General features: G+C 57.8%; 12 protein-coding genes. 6 read left to right on the forward strand and 6 right to left on the reverse strand.

What is annotated here, in order from left to right; translation table 11 throughout:
* Positions 1-8: 8 nt before the first annotated feature.
* From mdcC to mdcH, 6 genes are all read left to right on the forward strand, one after another.
* Positions 9-308, forward strand: coding sequence for a malonate decarboxylase acyl carrier protein (mdcC, locus tag BY447_RS09165; RefSeq protein ID WP_033784182.1), 300 nt, complete (start codon positions 9-11; stop codon positions 306-308).
* Complete coding sequence (locus BY447_RS09170; protein ID WP_013359311.1) at positions 301-1,134, forward strand: biotin-independent malonate decarboxylase subunit beta; 834 nt, start codon at positions 301-303, stop codon at positions 1,132-1,134. The genes mdcC and BY447_RS09170 overlap by 8 nt, the downstream gene beginning before the upstream one ends.
* The gene (gene mdcE, locus BY447_RS09175) at positions 1,134-1,934 is read left to right on the forward strand and encodes a biotin-independent malonate decarboxylase subunit gamma (RefSeq protein ID WP_013359312.1); all 801 of its coding nucleotides are present in this window, start codon (positions 1,134-1,136) and stop codon (positions 1,932-1,934) included. Before BY447_RS09170 ends, mdcE begins: the two co-directional genes overlap by 1 nt.
* A gap of 133 nt (positions 1,935-2,067) precedes the next feature.
* Positions 2,068-3,027, forward strand: a complete 960-nt coding sequence (locus BY447_RS09180) for an AEC family transporter (protein WP_013359313.1) — start codon at positions 2,068-2,070, stop codon at positions 3,025-3,027.
* 1 nt (position 3,028) lies between these two features.
* Positions 3,029-3,646 (forward strand): malonate decarboxylase holo-ACP synthase, encoded by a 618-nt coding sequence (locus BY447_RS09185; protein ID WP_013359314.1) that lies wholly within the window; start codon positions 3,029-3,031, stop codon positions 3,644-3,646.
* Entirely contained in the window at positions 3,643-4,545 is a 903-nt protein-coding gene (gene mdcH, locus BY447_RS09190; RefSeq protein WP_095706574.1) for a malonate decarboxylase subunit epsilon, read from the forward strand. The genes BY447_RS09185 and mdcH overlap by 4 nt, the downstream gene beginning before the upstream one ends.
* On the opposite strand, the gene BY447_RS09195 is transcribed toward mdcH, so the two are convergent.
* The 6 genes from BY447_RS09195 to glgB form a co-directional block, all read right to left on the reverse strand.
* Positions 4,535-5,461 carry a LysR family transcriptional regulator gene (locus tag BY447_RS09195; RefSeq protein WP_110330997.1) on the reverse strand — a complete coding sequence of 309 codons (927 nt, stop codon included), beginning with the start codon at positions 5,459-5,461 and terminating at the stop codon, positions 4,535-4,537. The two genes, mdcH and BY447_RS09195, sit on opposite strands and share 11 nt — an antisense overlap.
* 228 nt (positions 5,462-5,689) lie before the next feature.
* On the reverse strand, positions 5,690-8,137 hold the full coding sequence (gene glgP / locus BY447_RS09200; RefSeq protein WP_110330998.1) for a glycogen phosphorylase: 2,448 nt from the start codon (positions 8,135-8,137) through the stop codon (positions 5,690-5,692).
* Positions 8,138-8,156: 19 nt separating this feature from the next.
* Positions 8,157-9,590, reverse strand: coding sequence for a glycogen synthase GlgA (glgA, locus tag BY447_RS09205; RefSeq protein ID WP_013359318.1), 1,434 nt, complete (start codon positions 9,588-9,590; stop codon positions 8,157-8,159).
* Between the two features lie 63 nt (positions 9,591-9,653).
* On the reverse strand, positions 9,654-10,946 hold the full coding sequence (gene glgC, locus BY447_RS09210) for a glucose-1-phosphate adenylyltransferase (RefSeq protein WP_110330999.1): 1,293 nt from the start codon (positions 10,944-10,946) through the stop codon (positions 9,654-9,656).
* 10 nt (positions 10,947-10,956) lie between these two features.
* Positions 10,957-12,939 (reverse strand): glycogen debranching protein GlgX, encoded by a 1,983-nt coding sequence (glgX, locus tag BY447_RS09215; protein ID WP_110331000.1) that lies wholly within the window; start codon positions 12,937-12,939, stop codon positions 10,957-10,959.
* Positions 12,936-15,119 carry a 1,4-alpha-glucan branching enzyme gene (gene glgB, locus BY447_RS09220; protein ID WP_110331001.1) on the reverse strand — a complete coding sequence of 728 codons (2,184 nt, stop codon included), beginning with the start codon at positions 15,117-15,119 and terminating at the stop codon, positions 12,936-12,938. Before glgB ends, glgX begins: the two co-directional genes overlap by 4 nt.
* Positions 15,120-15,439: the final 320 nt, after the last annotated feature.

Here is a 15,439-nt window from a genome sequence, read left to right on the forward strand (position 1 = left end):
AGGCCATTATGGAACACATCACATTATCTTTACCTGCTAACCGCCTGCTCAATGGCAGAGCGCTGGCCGGGGTCGTTGGTTCCGGTGATATGGAAGTGCTGTACACCGCAACTGAAGGCCAGACACTGAACATCGATATCACCACCTCACTGGATAACAGCGACGCTCGCTGGAAGGCGCTGTTTGACCGCCTGAACTTAATTAACGGCCTGCCCGCCGGAAAGCTGATTATTCACGATTTCGGCGCGACACCCGGCGTAGCGCGTATCCGTATTGAACAGGTTTTTGAAGAGGTGAGCCATGCGTAACGATGCCAGTTTTATTGAATTACGGGCCCGTGAACGCGCCCATGCGCTGCTGGATGCAGGCAGCTACCGCGAACTGCTTGATCCGTTTGAAGGCATTATGTCGCCATGGCTGGCCCCGCAGGGCGTGGTGCCTCAGTCAGACGACGGCATGGTGGTCGCACGCGGCACCCTGAACGGTCAGCCTGCCGTGGTGGTTGCCATTGAAGGCACCTTCCAGGGCGGCAGCATGGGCGAAGTCTCCGGGGCGAAAATGGCGGCAGCGCTGGAGCTGGCGGCGGAAGACAATCGCAACGGCATTCCGACTCAGGCGGTGCTCTGCCTGGAAACCGGTGGCGTGCGCTTGCAGGAAGCGAATCTTGGCCTGGCGGCGATTGCGGATATTCACGCAGCGATTGTCGATCTGCGTCGCTACACCCCGGTTATCGGCATCGTCAGTGGCACCGTTGGCTGCTTCGGCGGGATGTCTATCGCTGCCGCACTCTGCAGCTACCTGATTGTCACGCGCGAAGCCCGTCTGGGACTGAACGGTCCACAGGTCATTGAGCAGGAAGCAGGCATTGAAGAGTATGACTCGCGCGATCGCCCGTTTATCTGGAGCATGACCGGCGGCGAAATCCGCTACGCCAGCGGCCTGGTCGATGCGCTGGTGAGTGACGGCATCAACGCGGTAAAAACCGCCATGAATGAGTTTATTGCCAAAGGCGTTCCGGCTCAGAACCGCAGCGATAACTATGCCGATTTTCTGTCACGTCTGTCGCAGTTTGATACCCGCCAGCAGGCGGATACCGCGCAGATTAAACAGCTTTTCGCCCGGGAGGAGAAATAATGACTCAGACAAGCAGCCGCGGTGCAACCTGGCTGGAAAAACTCGCACCCAATGCACAGCGTCTTAGCGGCCTGTGTGCCTCTGTTCAGGTGGCTGACGGCCAGCTCAATGGCGAAAACGTCCGCTTTATTGCCGTCGTGCCCGATCCACAAAACCACTATCCGCGCGCCGCGCAGGGTGAAGTCGGTCTGCTGGAGGGCTGGACGCTGGCGAAAGTGGTGAATGAAACGCGCGAAGCAGACAAAAACAGTGCCGTAAAACGTCCGATTGTGGCGGTGATTGATGTGCCAAGTCAGGCCTATGGCCGCCGCGAAGAGGCATTTGGTATTCATCAGGCGCTGGCGGGTGCAGCGGGGGCGTATGCCAACGCACGCCTTGACGGTCATCCGGTGATTGGCCTGATTGTCGGCAAAGCGATGTCCGGTGCGTTCCTGGCACACGGTTATCAGGCTAACCGACTGATTGCGCTCAACGATCAGGGTGTGCTGGTGCATGCCATGGGCAAAGCATCGGCGGCGCGTATTACGCTGCGTTCCGTGGAAGCGCTGGAAAAACTGGCTGCGACCATTCCACCGATGGCTTACGACGTAAATAACTTCGCCACGCTGGGCCTGCTCTCCGATCTGCTGAACGTGGGCAATCCTGATGCGCCGTCTGACGCCGATGTGGCGATGGTTGAGATTGCGCTGCACAAGGCGATCAGCGACGCTCGCCAGGATCCGAGCCTGAAAAGCCGCCTCGGTGCCTCCAATCGTCACAGCTCCTCCCTGGTTCGCGAACGTATGCGCGCGGCCTGGTAATTAACTAAAAAAATAAACCTGCCGAAACCGGTCTGACGGGGCGCATCGCTAATTGCGCCCCGGAGCAGTGGCCGTGTTCAGAATTATAAACATCGCTGTTTTTTAAAGAGTTCTTCTTAAATACAGGTGATTTATGATTTATATAATTGTTCATGCCCTTGCTCCGATCTTTGTCATTATGCTGCTGGGTTTCTGGGCCGGTAAGGCCGGAATGGTCAACAACAAAGATGTCTCTCTGCTTAATATCTTCGTGATGGATTTTGCACTGCCCGCCGCGCTGTTCAGCGCCACGGTTCAGACACCGTGGCCAGGCATTGTGGCGCAGTGGCCGCTGATTGTGGTGATCACCGGTGCAATGTGGATTACCTATGGCACCGTCTATTTCCTTGCGACCAAAGTGTTCAAAAAGTCACCGCAGGATGCGGCCGTTCTGACGCTGACCGTGGCGCTGCCTAACTACGCCGCACTGGGACTGCCCATTCTGGCCAGCGTGCTGGGTGAAAATGCGGCCACCTCCCTCTCCGTGGCGGTGTCGATTGCCTGTGGTTCAGTGCTGCTCACCCCGCTGTGCCTGCTGATCCTGGAACGTGAAAAGGCGTTTGCCGCAGGTACCGAACACGGTTCAACGCTGAAAATGCTGCCGATCCTGATGTGGCGTTCAGTAAAAAAACCTATCGTGATGGGACCGTTGATTGGGGTGGTTCTGTCAGCGCTGGGCGTTAAAATGCCGGATCTGGTGCTGGCCGCGATCAAACCGCTGGGCCTGGCGGCCACCGCCGCTGCGCTGTTCCTGACGGGTGTCATCCTCTCTGCGCGTCAGCTGAAACTCAACGCCGTCGTCGGCGTCGGTACTGTGGCTAAGCTGCTGATTCAGCCCTTTATCGCCTGGGGTCTGGTACTGGCGCTGGGACTTAACGGTTCAGTCGCCATCACCGCTATCCTGATGATTGCGCTGTCGGCCGGTTTCTTCGGCGTGGTGTTCGGCAACCGCTTTGGCGTGCAGTCACCCGATGCTGAAGCCGTGCTGCTGTTAAGCTCAATTCTGTGTATTTTATCGTTACCGCTGTTCATCACGCTGACATCAGGAATGTAATATGAGTGCGCCGCGCCCCCACGATCTGCTCTGGCTGCGTCACAGTGACGCGTTAGCCGCGGTTAAAGAGAGCTGGGTCAGCCCGTTCTGGCATCCCGATCTGCCGGTGGTGGTACGGCGCGACCACCGTGAATCCGGTCTGATTCCGGTGGGTGTGCGCGGTGAACGACGTGAGCAGCGCGCCGCCGGCTGGATTAGTCCAGCCGATATTGTCCGGATGGTGACGCCAGAGAGGCTGGCAGAACGGACATGGCTGCTGGATTCACCCTTTACCGCTTATGCGCCGGTTCGCGCGGCGATTGCGCTCAGCGAGACTCTCTGGCCCTGGCACTGGGGCATTACCGGCAGCACCGGTTATGCGCTGGCGACGCAGCGACTTGTGCTGCACGCTGCCAGCGATCTTGATTTAGTGATCCGCGCGCCAGAGCCACTGCCACGCGATGCGCTGCAACAGTGGCTGACGCAGACTGACGCACTGGACTGCCGGGTAGATACCCAGGTGGAAACGCCGTCTGGCGCGTTTGCGCTGAACGAGTGGCTGCGTGAGGGTCGCGTGCTGTTAAAAACCGATACCGGACCGATACTGACCGCTTCACCCTGGAGCAGGGAGAATCCATGAAAATACTCTTTACCTTTCCCGGCCAGGGCACCCAGCGTGCCGGGATGCTGCAGCATCTGCCCGACGGCGACGCGGTGTTAAACAGCGTGCGAGCGGTACTGGGCGACGAGACCGACCGGCTCGACAGCACTGATGCGCTGCGCCACACCCGCGCCGTCCAGCTCAGTCTGCTGATTGCGGGAGTCGCCTGGGCGCGCGAGCTGATCCGCCGTGGGGTGAAACCGGACATCGTCAGTGGTCTGTCGATTGGTGCATTTCCCGCTGCGGTGATTTCCGGCGCGCTCGATTTCAGCGACGCCCTGCGGCTGGTGGCGTTGCGCGGCGATCTGATGGAACAGGCCTATCCGCAGGGCTATGGCCTGACCGCCATCACCGGTTTAACGCTGAGTCGTCTTGAGAAACTGCTGGCTGGCAGCAATACCTACATCGCCAACCTGAATGCGGAAACGCAGATTGTCATTGCCGGTCGTGACGAGGATATGGCTGTCGTGGCGCAGAAAGCACTGGATGCCGGTGCCAGTAAAGCCGTTAAACTCGCGGTGAGCGTGCCGTCGCACTGCGCGCTGCTGGATAAACCCGCCGCTGAACTGGCGCGCGCATTTGAGTCCGTCAGCCTCTCGCGGCCCGATTGCGCTTACCTCAGCGGCTCCACCGGACGGGTGATTTGGGAGCCGGAAAAGATTGCTGACGATCTCGCCTTTAATATGGCGCGCACGGTGCAGTGGAATGATGCGATGGTTTCAGCTAATCAGCGCGATGCCCGACTGGCGATTGAGATGCCGCCTGGCAATGTGCTGACCGGCCTGACGCTGCAGGCGGGCTGGCAGGGCGAAGCGATTTGTCTGGAGCGTAACAGTATCGACGTTGCGCTGCATCTGGCTAAACGACTCAGTCAGTAAGGCTGCGGGCGTACATCCGCCCTTCTGCCGCCAGGGCCAGCAGGTCATTATCGCGTTCGCGACGGTGTGAGTAGACAATCGAAATCTGCTGACGCATCTGATAAGGCTCAGCCAGCGGCAGCAACTGAATGTTATTTTCATACACCTTCTTCATCCGTCCCGGGATCAGCGCCAGGCCAATGCCCGCCTGCACCAGGCTTATCATTGAGAAGATGTCATTTACCTGCGTGACCATGCGCGGTTCAAATCCGGCTATCTGAAACGCCTCCTGCGAACCGGTATAGGTGGCAAATCCCTCAGCCAGTGAAACAAAATCACGGTCGGCAAAATCACGCAGATCCACCGGGCCGGTTCCCTCCCGCGTCTCCCCGGCTGGCGCGGCCAGAAAGATACGGTCTTCAAACAGCGGAATCACATCAAAATGCGCATCGCTGAGTTCGCCGTCATCGGTGGCGATCAGAATGGCATCCAGCGCGTCATCTTCCAGCATGTTCAGCAGCATCTGATTGGAGCCCATGGTCAGATCAAGCTCCAGCGTGGGCCGGCGCAGTTTCATGCCCATAATCAGTCGGGGGATGGTTTCAAGCGTCAGCGAGTAGAGCGTGCCAAGCCGCAGACGACCCACACCGATACCCGCCACCTTGCGCGCCTCTTCAATACCTTTACCCATCAGGGTGGTCACGTCACGACAATAGTCCAGCAGCGTCCAGGCGGCAGGCAACGGCACCAGGTTACGGCCTTTGTGGATAAACAGCGGGCAGTCGATGCCCTCTTCCAGCGTGTGCAGCGCGCGGTGTACGCTGACGCTGCTGAGCGCCAGCACCTCCGCCGTGCGGGCAATATTCCCTTTGCTCATAAACATCATAAAGACGCTGAGCTTACGGAAGGTAATTTCCTGATTGATGTTGTCACTCATGGGACGCGGTTGCCTGTCGGGTCGTTTTGCTTTCCCGCATAGTAGCGATTCTCAGCCAGGGTGTAATGATCTGGCTCGCTCTGCGGGCAGATACCGGCACAGAAATCATAAGACGCTGAACCCTGTGAAAAAGCGTGCGGGATGGCGGGAGGGTCAGAACAGAAGATGGCAATGTGGCGGCCGGTTACCCGGCCGCACAGAACGTCAGAAAGGCGTACTGCCCGGACCCTACAGCCTTATTGGTGTAATGTTCCAGATCTCATCGGCGTACTCCTGAATGGTACGGTCCGACGAGAAGTAGCCCATGCCGGCGATATTTTTCGCTGCGCGGCGCTGCCACTCATCCGGTTTACGGTAGAGCGCATCCACCTTATCCTGGGTATCCACATAACTGCGATAATCCGCCAGTAACTGGTAGTGATCGCCGAAGTTAACCAGTGAATCGAACAGATTGCGGTAGCGACCCGGATCCTGCGGGCTGAACACGCCAGAGGCAATCTGTGTCAGCACCTGATGCAGTTCTTCGTCCTTTTCGTAATAGTCACGCGGGTTATAGCCGCCCTTACGCAGCGCTTCAACCTCCGGCGTGGTATTACCAAAGATAAAGATGTTCTCTTCCCCGACGTGATCCAGCATCTCAACGTTGGCGCCATCCAGCGTACCGATCGTCAGCGCACCGTTCAGCGCAAACTTCATGTTACTGGTGCCAGACGCTTCCGTCCCTGCGGTCGAGATCTGCTCAGAGAGATCGGCCGCCGGGATAATGATCTGCGCCAGGCTCACGCTGTAGTTCGGGACGAAGACCACCTTCAGTTTGTTCTTCACCTGCGGATCGTTGTTGATCACATTCGCGACATCGTTGATCAGATGAATGATGTGCTTGGCGACGTAATAAGCCGACGCTGCTTTACCGGCAAAGATATTCACGCGCGGCACCCAATCCGCCTGCGGATCGGCCTTGATACGGTTGTAACGGGTGATCACATGCAGCACGTTGAGCAGCTGACGTTTGTACTCGTGAATACGCTTGATCTGTACATCAAACAGCGCGTTCGGGTCGAGCACCACATCCAGATTCTTCGCTACCCAGTCGGCCAGCCGACGCTTGTTCTGATGCTTGGCAACCGCGACTTTTTCGATAAACGCCGGATAGTCGATCTGGGCTTTCAGCTCATCCAGCTGGCTGAGATCGGTACGCCAGTTGCGACCAATCTCCTCATCCAGCACCTCTGACAGCGCCGGGTTCGCCAGCGCCAGCCAGCGACGTGGAGTGACGCCGTTGGTTTTGTTGCAGAAGCGGCCCGGGAACAGACGGGAGAAGTCGGCAAACAGTGACTGCACCATTAAATTGGAGTGCAGCTCTGACACGCCATTCACTTTATGACTGACGACGACGGCCAGCCAGCCCATGCGTATCCGGCGTCCATCGTTTTCGTCGATGATCGAAATGCGCGACAGCAGATCCAGGTCATCAGGATAGTGATCCTGAATCGTCTTGAGGAAGAAGTCGTTAATCTCGAAAATGATGCTGAGGTGGCGCGGCAGGATCTTACCGATCATATCGACCGGCCAGGTCTCGAGCGCTTCGGTCATCAGCGTATGGTTGGTATAGGAGAAGACCTGACAGCAGACGTCGAAAGCGCTGTCCCAGCTGAATTTATGTTCGTCAATCAGCAGGCGCATCAGTTCGGGGATCGCCAGCACCGGATGGGTATCATTCAGGTGAATGGCGATCTTGTCCGCCAGGTTGTCCCAGGTCTGGTGCATCCGCCAGTGGCGATTCAGGATGTCCTGCACGGTCGCGGAGACCAGGAAATATTCCTGACGCAGACGCAGCTCACGGCCTGAATAGGTGGAGTCATCCGGGTAGAGCACGCGCGACACGTTTTCAGAGTGGTTTTTATCTTCCACCGCCGCAAAATAGTCACCCTGGTTGAACTTGCCGAGGTTGATTTCGTTGCTGGCCTGCGCACCCCACAGTCTTAGGGTATTGGTGGCATCCGTGTCGAAGCCCGGAATGATCTGGTCATAGGCCATCGCCAGGATCTCTTCGGTCTCCAGCCAGCGCACCTTCGTGCCTTCATGCTGAACGCGACCGCCAAAACGGACTTTGTAACGGGTATTGAAACGCTGGAATTCCCACGGATTACCATATTCGAGCCAGTAATCCGGCGACTCTTTCTGCTCACCTTCCACGATGTTCTGTTTGAACATGCCGTAATCATAGCGGATGCCATAACCGCGGCCCGGCATGCCCAGCGTCGCCAGCGAATCGAGGAAACAGGCCGCCAGGCGACCCAGACCACCGTTGCCCAGCCCCGGATCGTTCTCCTCTTCCATCAGCTCGGCCAGATCCAGACCCATCTCATCCAGTGCCTGGTTGAGATCGTCATAGATCCCCATCGCCAGCAGCGCATTCCCTAACGTGCGGCCCATCAGGAACTCCATCGACAGGTAATAGACCTGGCGGACATCCTGAGAGAGCTGAGCACGGCTGGAACGCAGCCAGCGCTCCACCATCCGGTCGCGCACTGCCAGCAGCGAGGCGTTGAGCCACTCGTGCTTGTTGGCGATCGAGGGATCTTTGCCGATAGTGAACATCAGTTTGTAGGCAATCGAATGCTTTAAGGCATCAACCGTCAACGTTGGCGAGGCGTAAGTGAAAGGTGCATTCATATCCAGTTTTCCCAATCCGTTACATCAAACGTTGGTAGAGATCACGGTAGGCTTGTGCGGCCACCTGCCAGCTAAAGTCCATGCCCATCGCCTGACGCTGAACGTAACGCCACAGTGAAGGACGGGACCACAACACAAACGCGCGCCGGATGGCCCGCAACAGCGACCAGGCATTGGCATCTTCAAAGCTGAAGCCACTGGCGATACCGTCGGCCAGGTTCTCCAGAGAGCTGTCATTGACGGTATCTGCCAGCCCGCCGGTGCGGCGCACTAACGGCAACGTACCATACTTCAGGCCATAAAGTTGAGTCAGGCCGCAGGGCTCAAAGCGACTCGGCACCACGATCACATCCGCGCCACCGACAATGCGATGGGAGAACGCTTCGTGATAGCCAATCTGCACACCCACGCTGCCCGGATGCTCCGCCGCTGCCGCCAGGAATCCCTGTTGCAGCTCGGCATCACCCTGTCCCAGCAGCACCAGCTGTCCGCCCTGCGCCAGCAGGCCAGGCAGCGCTTCCAGCACCAGGTCCAGGCCCTTCTGTTTAGTCAGTCGGCTGATCACGCAGAATACCGGCGCTTTATCATCCACCTTCAGCCCCATCGCCACCTGCAGCTGCCGCTTGTTTTCCGCTTTCGCTTCCAGCGTGTCGCGGTTATAGCGCGCACTCAGCAGCAGGTCGTGCGCCGGGTCCCAGATAGAGGGATCGACGCCATTGAGGATCCCGCTAAGACGGCCTTCCCGCATCCGCTGCGCCAGCAGGCTTTCCATGCCATAAGCAAATTCGGCAGAGGTAATTTCATGAGCGTAAGTCGGGCTCACCGCCGTAATGTGGTCAGCGTAAAAGAGTCCCGCCTTCAGGAAGGAGATCTGACCAAAGAACTCCAGCCCATGCATGTTAAAGAACGACCACGGCAGGCCAATCTCATCCATGTGATGCGCCATGAACAGCCCCTGGTATGCCAGGTTATGTACGGTGAAGACGGATTTAGCCGGACGACCACGCGCTTCCAGATAGGCGCAGGTCAGGCCAGCATGCCAGTCATGCGCATGCACGATCTCAGGACGCCACATAGAGTCCATGCCGCACGCCAGTTCACAGCCGACCCAGCCCAGCAGCGCAAAGCGCAGATAGTTGTCGACATATGCAAACTGCGACTCGTCATGGTAGGGACTGCCGGGACGATCGTAGAGGCCGGGCGCATCAATTAAGTAAATGCCCACACCATTAAATTCACCAAATAGCAGACGTATATGACCGGCAAATGTCTCTCGCTCCGTCACTACCTGGAGATCGGGTATGCCTTTGCGCAATGCGGGAAAAGCGGGCAACAGTACCCGTGTATCCGTGCCGCCCGCAATCTGCGCCTGAGGTAATGCCCCGACTACATCAGCCAGTCCGCCCGTTTTCAGCAGCGGGAAAAGTTCTGAACAGACATGTAAAACCTGCATCCTCGACCTCATTAAGTTATCCGGCACGCTCCGCGTGCCGATTGCGTAAGTTCCGCTTATCGCTTACAGCCCCGCTTTGGCCAGCCTTGCCAGCATGGCGCGGGTGACCAGTACGATCCCTTCATCCGAACGGTGAAACCGGCGACTGTCTTCATCGGGGTTTTCGCCAATAACCATGCCCTCCGGCAGTTCGCAGGCGCGATCAATCACACAGCGACGCAGGCGACACGATCGGCCCACTACCACATCAGGCAACAGTACAGTTGAATCAATATTGCAAAACGAGTTAACGCGGACGCGTGGGAACAGCACGGAATTGACCACCACCGAACCGGAGATGATGCAGCCGCCCGATACCAGTGAGTTCATGGTCATCCCGTGACTGCCGGAACGATCCTGAACAAATTTGGCCGGCGGCAGCGGCTCCATGTGAGTACGAATCGGCCAGGTGACGTCATACATATCCAGCTCAGGCATCACCGAGGCCAGGTCAAGATTGGCGCGCCAGTAAGCTTCCAGCGTTCCGACGTCGCGCCAGTAAGGCGGCGCATTGTCATCGTTCTGGACGCAGGAGAGCGCAAAGGAGTGCGCATAGCCTTCGCCGCTTGCCACGATTTTCGGCAGGATATCTTTGCCGAAATCATGGTTAGAGCCTGGCGTCTGCAGATCCTCCTCCAGCAGCTCATAGAGATAGTCCGCGTTAAACACGTAAATCCCCATGCTGACGAGCGACTGCGTGTCATCACCCGGCATGGTGGGCGGTTTCGCGGGTTTCTCCACGAAGTCGATCACCATGTTATCTTCGTCCACCGCCATCACGCCAAAGGCCGTAGCCTCATGTACCGGCACCGGTAAACAGGCGATGGTACATTTCGCCTCGTTCACCACGTGATCCAGCAGCATGCGTGAATAATCCATCTTATAAATGTGGTCCCCGGCAAGGATCACGATGTACTGCGCCTGATAGCGGCGAATTACATCAAGGTTTTGCGTCACGGCATCGGCCGTTCCGCGATACCACTGTTCGGTCGAAAAGCGCTGCTGCGCTGGCAGCAAATCGACAAACTCATTCATCTCTTCATTGAAGATCGACCAGCCACGCTGGATATGCTGAGTCAGGGTATGAGACTGATACTGGGTAATCACGCCAATCCGTCGGATACCGGAGTTGACGCAGTTGGAAAGGGCAAAGTCGATAATGCGGAACTTGCCGCCGAAATGCACCGCCGGTTTAGCACGTTTGGCCGTTAAATCGACCAGGCGCGTGCCGCGTCCGCCGGCAAGGATCAGAGCAACCGTCTGTGTAGGAAGCTGGCGGGCCAGCATCAGGTGATCTGTTCTGTCTAACTTAACCATGTCTGACTCCTTATGATTGCTTTTGGAACACGCACACACCGTGTGCGGGACCATGCCAGACAGTTAGCAGGATGGGGTTATCGTCCCCGGCGAAAGGAGGAAGGGCACGCCATTCTCCGTCTGGTAACACGATGTCATTCACCGTATCCGTGGCGTTTATTGTTATTAACCAGCGGCCGGACAGCAGGATCTGCAATCTGTGCATCCCCTGTGCCCATTCATCGTGTTGCAGTGGCTGGCCACCGGCATTGAGCCACTGCACATTACCGTCACCGTCCTGCCACCAGCGATCTGCGGTCAGCGCCGGAATGCGCTGGCGCAGAGCAATCAGTGCTGCGGTGAATCCGACTAATCCCTTCTCATCCGCCTGCCAGTCAAGCCAGCTCAGGGCGTTATCCTGACAGTAGGCGTTGTTGTTGCCGCGCTGCGTATGGCCGCGCTCATCGCCGGCCAGCAGCATTGGCGTGCCCTGTGACAGCAGCAGCGTCGTCAGCAGTGCCCGCACGCTGCGGCGGCGGCGTTCGATCACGTCAAAGCTGACGTTCAGCCCCTCTTTGCCGTGGTTGTGGCTGTAATTATCACCGTGGCCATCGCGGTTATCTTCCCCATTCGCTTCGTTGTGTTTACGTTCGAAGCTCACCACATCCCACAGCGTAAAGCCGTCATGGGCGGTGATCAGGTTAACCGTGGCGTGTGGCGGCCGGTCATCATGCTGATAGAGATCGCTGGAGGCGGCAAAGCGCCGGACGAACTCGCCATTGCTCAAGCCGCCATGCAGCCAGTAACGACGCGCGGTGTCGCGAAACTTATCGTTCCATTCGGCAAACGGTGGCGGAAAACGGCCAACCTGATAGCCGTCAGGGCCGATATCCCAGGGTTCTGCAATCAGCTTGACCTGAGAGAGCAGTGGACAGGCGCGTATCGCCTCAAAAAAGGGTGCATCACGCTGGTAATCGGGTGTGCGGCCCAAAACCGGCGCAAGGTCAAAGCGGAAGCCGTCGACATGGCAGACGCGCACCCAGTAGCGCAGCGCCTCTAAGGTCCACGCCATCACCTGCGGATGGTGGATATTCAGCGTGTTGCCGCAGCCGGTCCAGTTCTGATAACCGCCCTGCTCATCGAGCCAGTAGTAGCTGGCATTGTCGATACCGCGCATCGAGATCGTCGGGCCAATCTCGTCCAGTTCGGCAGTGTGGTTGAACACCACATCCAGCAGTACTTCAATACCCGCGGCGTGCAGGCTCTTGACCGCCTGCTGAAACTCCTGCAACGGCGTCACACCCGGCTGACCGGAGGCGTAACGGGGATCCACCGCCCAGAGCGCAAAAGGGTTATAACCCCAGTAGTTGCTCAGGCCAAGCTGCAGCAATCGCGGTTCGCTGGCGAAGTGGGCCACCGGCAGCAGCTCAAGAGTGGTAATTCCCAGCTTGCGCAGGTAATCCACCATAACAGGATGACCCAGCGCCGCGTAAGTCCCGCGCAGCGTTTCCGGAATTTCCGGATGCTGCTGCGTCAGGCCGCGCACATGGGCTTCATAAATTACCGTGTTGCCCCAGGCCGTACGTGGCGCGACATCGCCCTGCCAGTCAAAATCTTCGGCTACCACCACACCTTTAGGCGCAATCGCGGCGTTGTCATGCGGATCGGGCTGCGCTTCGCCGCCCTGAAACAGCGGGTCATCCGGAACATCGCCTTGCACCGCGCGGGCGCAGGGGTCAACCAGCAGCTTTGCCGGATTAAAGCGATGTCCCTGCTGCGGCGACCAGGGGCCATAAACCCGGTAGCCGTAGCGCTGTCCCGGTTTTAACGCCGGAACATAACCATGCCAGATATCCCCACTGCGGCCAGGCAGGTCAAGACGCTGTTCTGCGCCCTGTTCATCAAACAGGCAGAGCTCTACGCGCGCCGCATGCTGTGAGAACAGAGTGAAGTTAACGCCTTTGCCATCGTAACTGGCACCCAGCGGTTCGGGATCGCCGGCAGTAATGGTCATTCAGCCTCCCGCACCAGCCAGACTGTTGCCAGCGGCGGCAGATTGAGACTCAGCGACTGCGGTCGTCCGTGACTCTCCTGCTCATCGGTATACACCCGATGAATGCGCACGTCACTGCCGTGATACTCATGCTGATCTGTGTTCAGCACTTCACGCCAGTAGCCAGGCTGATTAACGCCAAAGCGATAGCCCGGACGCGGCACCGGGGTAAAGTTGCTGATGACGATCACTTCGTTGCCTTCACGGTCGCGGCGGACAAAGGCGAAGACGGAGTGTTCCGCATCGTTCACCACCAGCCACTCAAAGCCTGCCGGATCAAAGTCCAGCTGATGCAGCGGCGTGTAGTGCTGGTAGGTGTGGTTGAGGTCACGCACCAGACGCTGAACACCGTGATGCCAGTTGTCATCCCCTTCCAGCAGATGCCAGTCCAGGCTGACGTCGTGGTTCCACTCGCGGCCCTGAGCAAATTCATTGCCCATGAACAGCAGTTTCTTGCCCGGGAAGCCCCACATCCAGCCGTAGTAGGCACGCAGGTTGGCGAACTTCTGCCAGGCGTCGCCCGGCATACGATCGAGAATCGAGCGCTTACCGTGCACCACTTCGTCATGCGACAGCGGCAGCACAAAGTTTTCGGTGTAGTTGTACATCATGCCGAAGCTCATCAGGTTGTGATGGTGCTTGCGGTAGATGGGATCGACCTGCATGTAGTCGAGCGTGTCGTGCATCCAGCCCAGATTCCATTTGAACCAGAAGCCCAGTCCGCCGCCTTCGGTCGGACGTGTCACGCCAGGATAGTCGGTGGACTCTTCAGCCATGGTTACCGACCCGGACGCGACGGTGCCGAGCGTGCGGTTGGTGTAACGCAGAAATTCGATCGCTTCGAGGTTCTCACGGCCACCGAACTGATTCGGCACCCACTCCCCTTCGTTACGGCTGTAATCGCGGTATATCATCGACGCCACCGCATCCACGCGCAGGCCATCAATGCCAAAACGTTCGGTCCAGTAGAGCGCATTGCCCGACAGGTAATTGCTTACTTCGCGGCGGCCAAAGTTGTAAATCAGGGTGTTCCAGTCCTGATGGAAGCCTTCACGCGGGTCGCTGTGCTCATAGAGCTGCGTGCCGTCGAAGCGCGCCAGACCGAAATCATCGCTGGGGAAATGACCCGGCACCCAGTCGAGCAGCACGTTGAGGCCCGCTTCATGGGCGGCGTCAATAAAGGCGCGGAACTCATCACGGGTTCCAAAACGGCGGGTCGGTGCATACATGCCCAGTGGCTGATAGCCCCAGCTGCCATCAAACGGATGCTCGTTGATCGGCAGCAGTTCGATATGGGTAAAGCCCATCTCTTTAACGTAAGGCACCAGCTGTTCAGCCAGCTCCTTGTAGCTCAGCCAGAAGTTGTTGTCGGTGTGACGACGCCAGGAGCCCAGATGCACTTCATAGATGGAGATAGGCGCGTCAAAACCGTTGGCGGCTTTACGCTCCTCTTTCATCTCAACCGGCTCTGGCAGGCCACAGATCATCGACGCAGTTTGCGGGCGCATCTGCGCTTCAAAGGCGTAAGGATCCGCTTTGATGCGCAGTTCACCATTGGCATCGATAATTTCATATTTGTAGAGCTGACCGTTGACCGCGCCCGGTACAAACAGCTCCCAGATGCCCAGTTCCTGACGCAGGCGCATCGGATGACGGCGGCCATCCCAGAAGTTGAAGTCACCAACCACTGAGACGCGACGGGCGTTGGGTGCCCAGACGCAGAAGCGGGTACCGAAGACGCCATCGATGACGTCGCCATGCGCGCCCAGCGTCTCGTAAGGACGCAGGTGTGTTCCTTCCGCCAGCAGCCACAGATCCATCTCCTGCAGCAGCGGGCCAAAGCGGTAGGCATCATCGACCAGATTTTGCTGGCCGTGCCAGTTCACCGCCAACTGATAGCGGAAATGATTTTTACGGCGTGGAATGACGCCACTGAAGAAGCCGCGTGCATCCTCGCACACCAGCTGGGCCAGTTTACGCCCGGTGGAGGTTTCAATGACCCACACTTCGAGCGCTTCGGGGAGCAATGCCCTGACTTCCAGGCCTTGCTGAGTTCGGTGCATCCCTAGTAACGAAAAAGGGTCGGCATAATTACCCGCAAACAGGGCATTGATCGCATCGCGATCGGGAAGCTCTGACATGACTTTCTTCCTGTGATAATTGGCAGCCGAAATGAACGCAACATAGCCTGTCACGCTTCACCTGCGCTGCTCTTCATTGAGCCATACGTACAACGACAAAGAAGTCAGGCCATTCCGTGGGAAAATTTTTTTGCCGTGTACCACAACCATTTAGTCCGGAAAGCACAAGAGTGACCTGTGGCACATCATGGTTAAATCATAGCTTGGTCGCGGCAGTTGCCATGGACTTAAGCAAAATATTCTTTAGCGATCGGCAAAAAAGGGAAGCTGATCACTTAGTAAGCGAAACGGCAGATTGTTTCGTGTACGAAAGGGACAAA

This window comes from Pantoea sp. JKS000250 (assembly GCF_003201065.1).
Lineage (GTDB): Bacteria > Pseudomonadota > Gammaproteobacteria > Enterobacterales > Enterobacteriaceae > Pantoea > Pantoea vagans.

Excerpts from the sequence above, each read along its gene's own strand:
- BY447_RS09180 (WP_013359313.1), top strand. The coding sequence starts at position 2,068 with ATGATTTATATAATTGTTCATGCCCTTGCTCCGATCTTTGTCATTATG.
- BY447_RS09185 (WP_013359314.1), top strand. The coding sequence starts at position 3,029 with ATGAGTGCGCCGCGCCCCCACGATCTGCTCTGGCTGCGTCACAGTGAC.
- glgX (WP_110331000.1), bottom strand. The coding sequence starts at position 12,939 with ATGACCATTACTGCCGGCGATCCCGAACCGCTGGGTGCCAGTTACGAT.
- glgC (WP_110330999.1), bottom strand. The coding sequence starts at position 10,946 with ATGGTTAAGTTAGACAGAACAGATCACCTGATGCTGGCCCGCCAGCTT.
- mdcH (WP_095706574.1), top strand. The coding sequence starts at position 3,643 with ATGAAAATACTCTTTACCTTTCCCGGCCAGGGCACCCAGCGTGCCGGG.
- BY447_RS09195 (WP_110330997.1), bottom strand. The coding sequence starts at position 5,461 with ATGAGTGACAACATCAATCAGGAAATTACCTTCCGTAAGCTCAGCGTC.
- glgB (WP_110331001.1), bottom strand. The coding sequence starts at position 15,119 with ATGTCAGAGCTTCCCGATCGCGATGCGATCAATGCCCTGTTTGCGGGT.
- glgA (WP_013359318.1), bottom strand. The coding sequence starts at position 9,590 with ATGCAGGTTTTACATGTCTGTTCAGAACTTTTCCCGCTGCTGAAAACG.
- mdcE (WP_013359312.1), top strand. The coding sequence starts at position 1,134 with ATGACTCAGACAAGCAGCCGCGGTGCAACCTGGCTGGAAAAACTCGCA.
- BY447_RS09170 (WP_013359311.1), top strand. The coding sequence starts at position 301 with ATGCGTAACGATGCCAGTTTTATTGAATTACGGGCCCGTGAACGCGCC.
- mdcC (WP_033784182.1), top strand. The coding sequence starts at position 9 with ATGGAACACATCACATTATCTTTACCTGCTAACCGCCTGCTCAATGGC.
- glgP (WP_110330998.1), bottom strand. The coding sequence starts at position 8,137 with ATGAATGCACCTTTCACTTACGCCTCGCCAACGTTGACGGTTGATGCC.